Annotated in this window: 9 protein-coding genes; 5 read left to right on the forward strand and 4 right to left on the reverse strand. The window is 72.1% G+C overall.

The window, feature by feature from the left end; translation table 11 throughout:
* Positions 1-78: 78 nt before the first annotated feature.
* Positions 79-396, forward strand: coding sequence for a cupin domain-containing protein (locus tag B124_RS36390; protein ID WP_496507311.1), 318 nt, complete (start codon positions 79-81; stop codon positions 394-396).
* Positions 397-521: 125 nt separating this feature from the next.
* Positions 522-725 (forward strand): DUF5326 family protein, encoded by a 204-nt coding sequence (locus tag B124_RS36395; RefSeq protein ID WP_496507304.1) that lies wholly within the window; start codon positions 522-524, stop codon positions 723-725.
* A 39-nt stretch (positions 726-764) separates the two neighbouring features.
* Here B124_RS36395 and B124_RS36400 read toward each other — a convergent pair whose 3' ends face one another.
* Entirely contained in the window at positions 765-2,243 is a 1,479-nt protein-coding gene (locus B124_RS36400) for a YibE/F family protein (protein ID WP_496507305.1), read from the reverse strand.
* Positions 2,244-2,441: 198 nt separating this feature from the next.
* On the opposite strand from B124_RS36400, the gene thiC reads away from it, so the two are divergent.
* On the forward strand, positions 2,442-4,229 hold the full coding sequence (gene thiC / locus B124_RS36405) for a phosphomethylpyrimidine synthase ThiC (RefSeq protein WP_496507306.1): 1,788 nt from the start codon (positions 2,442-2,444) through the stop codon (positions 4,227-4,229).
* Between the two features lie 76 nt (positions 4,230-4,305).
* On the opposite strand, the gene B124_RS36410 is transcribed toward thiC, so the two are convergent.
* From B124_RS36410 to B124_RS36420, 3 genes are all read right to left on the reverse strand, one after another.
* Positions 4,306-4,782: a hypothetical protein gene (locus B124_RS36410; RefSeq protein ID WP_496507307.1), complete on the reverse strand. Its 477-nt coding sequence runs from the start codon at positions 4,780-4,782 to the stop codon at positions 4,306-4,308.
* On the reverse strand, positions 4,779-5,171 hold the full coding sequence (locus tag B124_RS36415) for a hypothetical protein (protein WP_496507308.1): 393 nt from the start codon (positions 5,169-5,171) through the stop codon (positions 4,779-4,781). The genes B124_RS36410 and B124_RS36415 overlap by 4 nt, the downstream gene beginning before the upstream one ends.
* A 129-nt stretch (positions 5,172-5,300) precedes the next feature.
* Positions 5,301-6,239 carry an ankyrin repeat domain-containing protein gene (locus B124_RS36420; RefSeq protein WP_496507309.1) on the reverse strand — a complete coding sequence of 313 codons (939 nt, stop codon included), beginning with the start codon at positions 6,237-6,239 and terminating at the stop codon, positions 5,301-5,303.
* Between the two features lie 175 nt (positions 6,240-6,414).
* Between B124_RS36420 and B124_RS36425 the strand changes: the two genes are divergently transcribed.
* Positions 6,415-6,828, forward strand: a complete 414-nt coding sequence (locus B124_RS36425; protein WP_496507310.1) for a VOC family protein — start codon at positions 6,415-6,417, stop codon at positions 6,826-6,828.
* 152 nt (positions 6,829-6,980) lie between these two features.
* On the forward strand, positions 6,981-8,915 hold the full coding sequence (locus tag B124_RS36430; protein ID WP_496507312.1) for a serine/threonine-protein kinase: 1,935 nt from the start codon (positions 6,981-6,983) through the stop codon (positions 8,913-8,915).
* Positions 8,916-8,968 lie beyond the last annotated feature (53 nt).

Consider the following 8,968-nt stretch of genomic DNA (forward strand, 5'->3'; position numbering starts at 1 on the left):
TTTGATCAGGAAAGTCTTCATTTGCGTGATCGTTCCAGAGGTAGTCGGGAGCACCATGGACGCGGAGGGCGGGGCACGATGAAGGCGTTCCGGCTGGACGAACTGGAGGCGGAGCGCCGTGCGAACGACGGAGCGTACCTCCAGTTCCTGCGCGAACGGAACATGTCGGTGGGTCTGTACGCGCTGGACGCCGGGTCGCCCGATCCGCAGCAGCCCCATCGCCAGGACGAGGTCTACGTGATCATGAGCGGTCGCGGCTCCGTCACGGTAGGCGAAGAAACCCTGCAGGTCGGCAGGGGCTGCGTCGTCTACGTACCGGCGGGCGTGCCGCATCGTTTCCACCACATCACCGAGGATCTCCGGGTTCTGGTGGTCTTCTCTCCACCCGAGGCCTGAATCAGTCCCTCAGGGTTGCCTCGGGGTTGGATCCGGGGCGGACCGGGGCAGGGGGCACTCCCGTCCGCCCGCCGGGCGTCCTAGCATCGAAGGCACCGGGACACCCCCGGCGTACCGGAGGAGGAATGACCGTGTCCGTGAAAGAGATCACCGCGGGACTGCCGTGGTGGGTGACGTGGGTGCTGATCCCGGCGATCGTGCTGGTGGTCTTCGGCAGCCTGATCATGTGGGTGGTCGGCGTCATCATCGGCCTCCTGTTCAAGGTGCTGCTGGCCGCGGCGCTGATCGCGGGCGCGATCTTCCTGGTGCGGAAGTTCATGTCGTCGTAGGGCGACGGGCAGCCGACCGCCTCACTCCGCCTTCTGGCGCTACGTCCGGCGCCGCCGGCCGCCGCCGCCCCGGCGGCGGGAGCGGCCCTCGCCGCGAGGAGCCGCGGCAGCGCCGGAGCCCGTACCCGCCCAGCCCTCCGGCCCCGTGCCCGTACCGGCACCCGGCCCCGCGCCGGGACCCGGCCCCCACCCCGTACCGGGCCCCGTACCGGCACCCGGGCCCGGACCCGGAGCCGTGCCGCCCTGCTCCGCGACGGGCCCCGCCCCCCGGTGCCGGTCGGCCGAGACGACGAGCGCCGCGAGCCCCGTGGTCAGCGGCACCGAGGCGACCAGCCCGATGCTGCCGACGAGGGTCCGTACGATCTCCTCGGCGACGAACTCGCTCGTCGCCACCGTCCCGACGCTCTGGTCGGCGATCGTGAAGAGCAGCAGCAGCGGCAGCGCCGCCCCCGCGTAGGCGAGGACCAGGGTGTTCACCACCGACGCGATGTGGTCGCGCCCGATCCGCATCGCGGACGCGTACAGCTTCCGCCACGGCGCCGACGGATCGGCCTGCCGCAACTCCCACACCGCGGACGCCTGCGTCACCGTCACGTCGTCGAGCACCCCGAGCGAGCCGATCAGCACCCCCGCGAGCAGCAGCCCGCTCATGTCGATGTCCGGGTACTGGGTGTGGATGAGGCCCGTGAAGTCGTCGGTGTTCCCGGTCAGTTCCGACCAGCCGACGAAGAGCGAACCCAGCAGCCCGATCAGCGTCAGCGACACCAGCGTGCCGAGGGCCGCCACCGATGTGCGCACGTTGAAGCCGTGACAGAGGAAGAGCGCGATCAGCATGATGGCGCTGCCCCCGACCACCGCCACCACCAGCGGGTTCGACCCGTCGAGGATCGCCGGCAGGATGAACAGGATCAGGATCGCGAAGCTCACCGCCAGCGCCGCGAGCGCCGCCACCCCGCGCAGCCGCCCGACGACGACCACCGCGCCCGCGAACACCAGCGCCAGCGCCGTCATCGGCACGGTGCGTACCACGTCGGAGACGGCGTACTGCAGCTCGCGCGGCGCCTTCGGCGAGTAGGAGACGACGAGTTCCTGCCCCACGTCGTAGCGGCGGGACGCGTCGGGCGCGACGATCTCCGTGAAGGTGCGCCCGGCGTGCTTGCCCGACGTCACCTCGATCGTCGCCCGCTCGCACACCGCGTCCTTGTCGGGCCGCGGTTCGTCGGTGCCGCCGCCCGGCGGCCCCTGCTCCTGGACCTGCGCGCCCACGTCCGCGCACCTGACCTGCTCGACCTTCGTGACCTTCGCCCGCTGCCGCTCCTGGTCGAAGCCGACACCGCTGCGCTCGCCCGCGGGTTCCTCGCCCGGCCACAGCGCGATCAGCCCGGCGAGCACCGCCAGGGCGAACGGGACGAGCACCGCGGCGATCACCGTACGCAGCCGGTGCGAGGCGGGCGGGGCCGGGGCGCCGTGGTTGTGACTGTGGCTGTGGCCGTGGCCGTGATCGTGTGTAGAGGGCACCGACAGATCATCGCAGGAGCGTTCCCGGGCCCCCTTCCGTGCCGCGACGGGCAGCGGTTAGCGTGGTCGGCGAACTGCACACCGCGGGAGCTCGGAGCACCGGGCTGAGAGGGCGCTGACGGATCCGGGAACCGGACCACGGCTGCGCCGACCGCCGAACCTGTTACCGGGTAATGCCGGCGTAGGGAGTGGGTCTCCATGACCGTTTCGGATGCACGTACGCCCGCCACCGCGGACTCCGCGAAGACCGCGGCCGGCTGGCACAAGGACCACGTAGAACACCCCGCCAGGCCCGACATCAGGGTCCCGGTGCGGCGCGTGCACCTCACGAACGGCCGGGACGTGACGCTGTACGACACGTCCGGGCCGTACACCGACCCGACCATCGACACCGACGTCCGCCGCGGGCTCACCCCCCTGCGCGCCGACTGGATCACCGCCCGCGGCGACACCGAGGAGTACGCGGGCCGCCCGCCCCGCCCCGAGGACGACGGCCTGAAGCACACCGCCCCCCGCGGCGGCCTGCGCAACCTCGACGCCGTCTTCCCCGGCCGCCCGCGCCGGCCGCGGCGGGGGCGCGGGGCGGCGGTCACGCAACTCGCGTACGCCAGACGCGGGGAGATCACCGCCGAGATGGAGTTCGTCGCGCTGCGCGAGCGCGTCGAGCCCGCCTTCGTACGCGACGAGATCGCGGCCGGCCGCGCCGTACTCCCCGCGAACGTCAACCACCCCGAGTCCGAGCCGATGGTCATCGGGAAGAACTTCCTGGTCAAGGTCAACGCCAACATCGGCAACTCCGCCGTCACCTCCTCGATCGAGGAGGAGGTGGAGAAGATGACGTGGGCCACGCGCTGGGGCGCCGACACGGTCATGGACCTGTCCACCGGTGCTCACCTCCACACCACCCGCGAGTGGATCCTGCGCAACTCCCCCGTCCCCATCGGCACCGTGCCGCTCTACCAGGCGCTGGAGAAGGTCGACGGCCGCGCGGAGGAGCTGAGCTGGGACGTCTACAAGGACACCGTCCTCGAACAGTGCGAGCAGGGCGTCGACTACATGACCGTCCACGCCGGCGTCCTGCTGCGCTACGTCCCGCTCACCGCCCGCCGCAAGACGGGCATCGTCTCCCGCGGCGGCTCCATCATGGCCGCCTGGTGCCTGGCCCACCACCGCGAGTCGTTCCTCTACACCCACTTCGACGAGCTGTGCGAGATCCTCGCCGCGTACGACGTCACGTTCTCCCTCGGCGACGGCCTGCGCCCCGGCTCGATCGCGGACGCCAACGACGAGGCGCAGTTCGCGGAGCTGCGCACGCTCGGCGAACTCAACCGGATCGCGAAGTCCCACGGCGTGCAGACGATGATCGAGGGCCCGGGCCACGTCCCGATGCACAAGATCAAGGAGAACGTGGACCTCCAGCAGGAGATCTGCGAAGAGGCCCCGTTCTACACACTCGGCCCCCTGGCCACCGACATCGCCCCCGCCTACGACCACATCACCTCCGGCATCGGCGCCGCGATGATCGCCTGGTGGGGCACGGCGATGCTCTGCTACGTCACCCCGAAGGAACACCTGGGCCTCCCGGACCGCGACGACGTCAAGACCGGCGTCATCACGTACAAGATCGCCGCCCACGCGGCGGACCTCGCCAAGGGCCACCCGGGCGCCCAGGACTGGGACGACGCCCTGTCGGACGCCCGCTTCGAGTTCCGCTGGGAGGACCAGTTCAACCTGGCCCTGGACCCGGACACGGCCCGCGAGTTCCACGACGCGACGCTGCCGGCGGAGCCGGCGAAGACGGCGCACTTCTGCTCGATGTGCGGCCCGAAGTTCTGCTCGATGAAAATTAGCAGATCAGTAATAGAGCGCTTCGGCGGTGACGTGCCCGCCGACGCCACGGAGGAGGAGGCCGCCGCAGGGATGCTCCAGAAGTCACGGGAGTTCGCAGAGAGCGGCCACCGCGTCTACCTCCCGATCGCGGACTGACGCGCTGATCGGGAGCCCTGCCGTTGGCCGGAGTGCCTGCAGGAGCCTGTGCGGCGGGGCTCCCGTCAGTCGTCGTCTACGACGCCTCGGCCAGGATGTCTTCGATCAGCAGCCGTGCTCGGGGTGGGACGGGTTCTTCGGGGAAGACGTCAGTGCAGACGCCCAGCACCTCGTCCGCCGTGCCCAGCCCCAGCTTCTCGATGAGGTGCCGAGGTGATGCGGTCGACAGCCTGAGCCCGGGGTGGTCGAAAACCCGGGCGGCCTGTGGATCGCCTCCTGGTGCGACGTACACGCTGCCCTGCTCGTTCAACCACCAAGGCGGCAAGCCCAGCTCCTGACCCACCTTCCGGGCTTCGTCCAGGACAACCCCATGGGGCTCGAACACCGCGTCGATGTCCCGGGTCGAACGTCGGGCATCGTAGGCGAGAGCCATCGCGGCCCCACCGAACACGTAGATGTCAGCGATCACGCCGCGGCGTGCCAGCCTGTCGCCGAGCCGACGCAGGGCATCTTCGATCTCTTCGCGCGTGAGCAGGGGGCTTCGCTCGGTCATGCGACGTCCAGTTCGGCGGCGGAGATGAACACACCACGTCGGCGCAACGCGGCCGGAGCATGCACGACGGCGTCGACGCGGGCGGCTGGAGTGTTGAAGGGGAACCAGAACCTGGGTAGCACGTGCCCCTCCGACCAAGACGGACCCGCACGGCCGTCCTTTGCCGCGAGATGTTCGGCAAGCCCGGCCAGAAAAGCGTCCCAGTTCTCATCGCCGGTGGTAGGTGGTTCGAGTTCCAGTAGCCGTAGCCTGGTCACGCGCGCCTCATGGCGGAACTCTTCGAGGAACTCGGCCACCATGCGCCAGCGCTCGGTCTCCGCAGCGTTCCGGATCCAGCCAGCCAGGTCCGCCAGCTCAGCCGGGCGGTAAGCGGCGCGCGCATCGGTCATAGCGGACATCGTAGTGAACGCGAACCCTGCCCGGCGTTCTTGCGGCGGTACTTCGTACATCGTGACTCCCGAAGCGCGCGCGAGCCCGCGGCCGTCCGCGGGTGCGGGGGCGGGTCCCGGGGCAGGGCCTCAGAGGCGGCCCCAGCGGGCGGTGGGGCCGCCGCCGCGGTGCATGATCGTGAATCCGTGCGTGGCTGCCCAGAACCTCGCGGCCGATTCGAGTTCGGACGAACCGCAGTTCAGATAGTCCTCGGCGATCTCCTTGGTTCCGTGCGAGTGCAGCAGCCGGACCATGGCCGGCAACGACTCGTGGATGCCGAGCCGGATCGCGGTCAGCATCAGATAGCGGGGCCGCCTGAAGTAGCCGGCGACCTTCACCAGCGCCACGGAGAAGACCACCGGGTCGGCGCGGCGCAGCTCCCTCGCGAGGAACATCGCCCGCTCCGTGTCCGTACCGGGGGCGTCGCTCCAACTGAACTGGCGGCGCAGCATGGGGGCCAGCTCCGCCAACTGCGCCTCGACGCGCTTCAGCTCCCCCATCTGCGGGGGCGTGAGCCCGTCGGCGTTGGCCACGCCCGGGTCGGCACCGAGGGCGAGCAGGCGCTCCACGGCCGTGCGGCGTCCCTGGTGGTAGGCGAGGTGCAGGGCGGTGTTCCCGTTGTGGTCACGCTCGTCGATGGTGAACGGTTCCGCCGGGGCGGTCTCGGCGGCGTTCTTCTTGGTGGCGCGTTCGAGCAGGTTGCGCACGTGCGCGTCTCTCAGACCGGCCAACAGATGGTCCGGGGTCGTATGGGACGAGTTGCGCCGGGAGGGGTCCGCCCCGCGCTGGAGCAGCAGCGCAGCGGCCTCGAACCGCCCGGCGCGGTAGGCGTGGTGCAGCGCCGTGTCACCCCCGTCGCCCCGGGCGCCGACGCGCTGGCCCGCGTCGATCCGACGGGTCAGCTCCGCGAGATCCCCGCGCCGCACGGCGTCGTGGAACGCTCTGGTACGAGCCCGCCGCCGACGGACGCAGCTGAACCCCAGCAGGGCCACGGCCACGAAGGGGAGAGCGATCAGCCAGACCAGCATGTTGCCCCTCTTTCGCCGAGTCAGCTGGAGTGTGCCGGGCGGCGCCGGGGACCGCTCCCGGCCCGGTTGCGAAGGGCCCGCCGGCAGCAGATCGGACCCGAGCCCGTCCGGCGGCTCTGCGACCGGGACTCCACCCGCCCGCGCTACCGTGTGTGCGCCGACCCGAGGAGGCCGCGTGAAGACCCTGTTCGTCTCCTACCGCGTTACCGACCTGGACCGCTCGCTCGACTTCTACACCGCCCTGGGCTACGACGTGCTGGGCCACGTCGAGCCCGGCAACGGCAGTCATCTTGCGATCCTCCAGTTCCCCGGTGAACCGGTGGCTTCCCTCGAACTGGTCCACCGGCCCGACGGCGGCCCCGTCGACGGGGCCGGCGGCATCGACCACCTCGCGATCCAGACGGACGAGCTGTCCGACACCCTGAAGCGGCTGGACGCCGCCGGTCTGGAGCACGGGCCCGTCCAGTCCCCGGGCGGCCCGGACGGGCCGAAGGCGGCGTGGCTCACCGACCCGGACGGCTACCGGATCGAACTGGTGCAGTTTCCGCCCGGGCACCCCGACGGCCTCACCGCCGCCGACTTCGCCTGAGCCGGCCGGGCCGGGACAGGCCAGACCAGCGGGCCGGGTCGGCGGGCCCGTAGTCCGGCACGAGGAACCATCGCCGCGGTCTCGGCCCCGTACCGTGCCCGTCGGTACACTCACTCCCCACCGAACGCCACCCGGGGGAGGGGCTGTTGAGCGTGGAGGGGGAGACGCCGGGGCGGGGCGGTGCCGCGGCGGGTGGCGGTGCCGACATCCGGCCGCTGGAGGAGGACGACCCCGCGGCACTCGGCTCGTACACGCTGCTCGGACGGCTTGCCTCCGGCGGGATGGGGCGTATCTTCCTCGCCCGTTCCGTACGCGACGGATCCCTCGCCGCCGTCAAGACGCTCCTCGCCGAAGGCGAGGTGGACGCCACCGACCGGCGGCGCTTCGCGCGCGAAGTGAAGGTCGCCCGGCGGGCCGAGGGCGTACGCACCGCGCGCGTACTCGACGCCGACCCGGACGCGCCGCGGCCCTGGATGGCGACCGAGTACGTGCCCGCACCCTCGGTGGCGGAACTCGTACGCCGGGCCGGGCCGCTGTCCGGGACCGCCGCCCGCTGGGTGACGCGGGGCGCGCTGGAGTCGCTGGCGGAGCTGCACCGGCAGGGCATCGTGCACCGCGACGTCAAGCCGCAGAACATGCTGCTCGAACTCGCCGGACCCCGCCTCATCGACTTCGGCATCTCGCACGCCGCGGACCTGACCCGCACCCAGCTCACCCTGGGCACCATCGCCTTCACCTCGCCCGAGCAGGCAGTCGGCGAGCCGTCCACCGCGGCCTCCGACGTCTACTCGCTCGGCGCCACCCTCTTCCACCTCGCCGTCGGCCGCGCCCCGTACCCGGCGGACACCGAGATGCTCCTGCTGCTCACGTACGTGGCGGAAGGCCGGGTCGACCTGGCCGGGCTGCCGGACGAACTCGCCCCGGTGGTCCGTGCCTGCCTCGCCCTCTCCCCCGCCGACCGGCCGCGGACGGCGGAGCTGCTGGACCTGTTCACGTTCGAGCTGGCGGAGCTTCCGACGGTGCCGGACGCGGGCGGCTGGCTGCCGGCGTCGTGGGCCGGGCTCATCGAGGGGTACGCGCGGCAGGGGCGGGCACTGGCGGCCGACCCGCGGGTGCTGCGGGAGGGCGGGGGCGGCGGTGCGGGTGGTGGGGCGGATGGTGGGGCTGGCGGTGGGGCTGGCACGGCCGGTGGCGGGCAGGGGTGGCCGGGGCCCGCGGGCGGGGCACCGGATGCGACTCAGCATGCGACTCAACTGCCGCCGGACACGGTACGGGAGGTGCCGGATACGGTCCGGGATGTGCCGGGTACGGAACGGGATGTGCCGGGTACGGAACGGGACGTGCCGGGTACGGAACGGGACGCTCCCGGCACCGTACGGGAGCCGGCCGCCACCGTCCGCGAGCCGGCCGCCACCGCCCCGGAGCCCGTCCGCCCCCGGCCGCCGGTCGACGCGGGGGACGGCGAGGGCGAGGCCGACGGCCGGGGCGTGCGGGTCTTCGTGCGCTCCGTGCAGGCCCTCATGGCGGCAATCCTCCTAGCCCTCGTCGGCGGTGGCGCCTACGCCTACTACCAGGCCAACAAGCCCGCCGAACTCGACGCGACCGACCGCGCCTTCGCCGACGTGGCCACCGGCGAGTGCGTACGTACCGACCTCGACCCCGCGCGCGGCTGGACCGCCGCCGCCCCCGAGGCCGTCGCCTGCGGCTCGGCGCCCGACGCGCCCTGGCGGGTGATCGAGACGGAGGACGGCGGCTTCGTCGAACGGTGCTCGGGCGGCTACGGGGCAGTGGCGTGGAACCGGCAGACCGACGGCGGCTTCGTCAGTATCTGTCTGGAGCGGCGGTTCACCGAGGGTGAGTGCGTGATCGGAGCCGAGCCGCAGCCGGGCTCCCTCCTCGACGTCACGCCCCTCACCGACGACACGGTCTTCGCCACCACCGTCGGCTGCTCGGGCACCGCTCCGGCGGGCCGCGCGGTGCTGCGGGTACTGGCCCAGGTCCCGGACGGGCAGGAGTGCCCCGAGCCGACGCAGGTGCGCTACCGGTTCACCGAGCGGGGGCGGACGCTGTGCCTGACCTCGGCGTGACACCCGGCCCGCTGCACCGGGCCGACCCGCGCCACCTCGGCCCGTACCGGCTC

The organism is Streptomyces sp. CNP082 (assembly GCF_059570535.1).

Coding starts and splice junctions, on each gene's coding strand:
- B124_RS36390 (WP_496507311.1), top strand. CDS start 79: ATGAAGGCGTTCCGGCTGGACGAACTGGAGGCGGAGCGCCGTGCGAAC.
- B124_RS36410 (WP_496507307.1), bottom strand. CDS start 4,782: ATGACCGAGCGAAGCCCCCTGCTCACGCGCGAAGAGATCGAAGATGCC.
- B124_RS36395 (WP_496507304.1), top strand. CDS start 522: ATGACCGTGTCCGTGAAAGAGATCACCGCGGGACTGCCGTGGTGGGTG.
- B124_RS36415 (WP_496507308.1), bottom strand. CDS start 5,171: ATGACCGATGCGCGCGCCGCTTACCGCCCGGCTGAGCTGGCGGACCTG.
- thiC (WP_496507306.1), top strand. CDS start 2,442: ATGACCGTTTCGGATGCACGTACGCCCGCCACCGCGGACTCCGCGAAG.
- B124_RS36420 (WP_496507309.1), bottom strand. CDS start 6,239: ATGCTGGTCTGGCTGATCGCTCTCCCCTTCGTGGCCGTGGCCCTGCTG.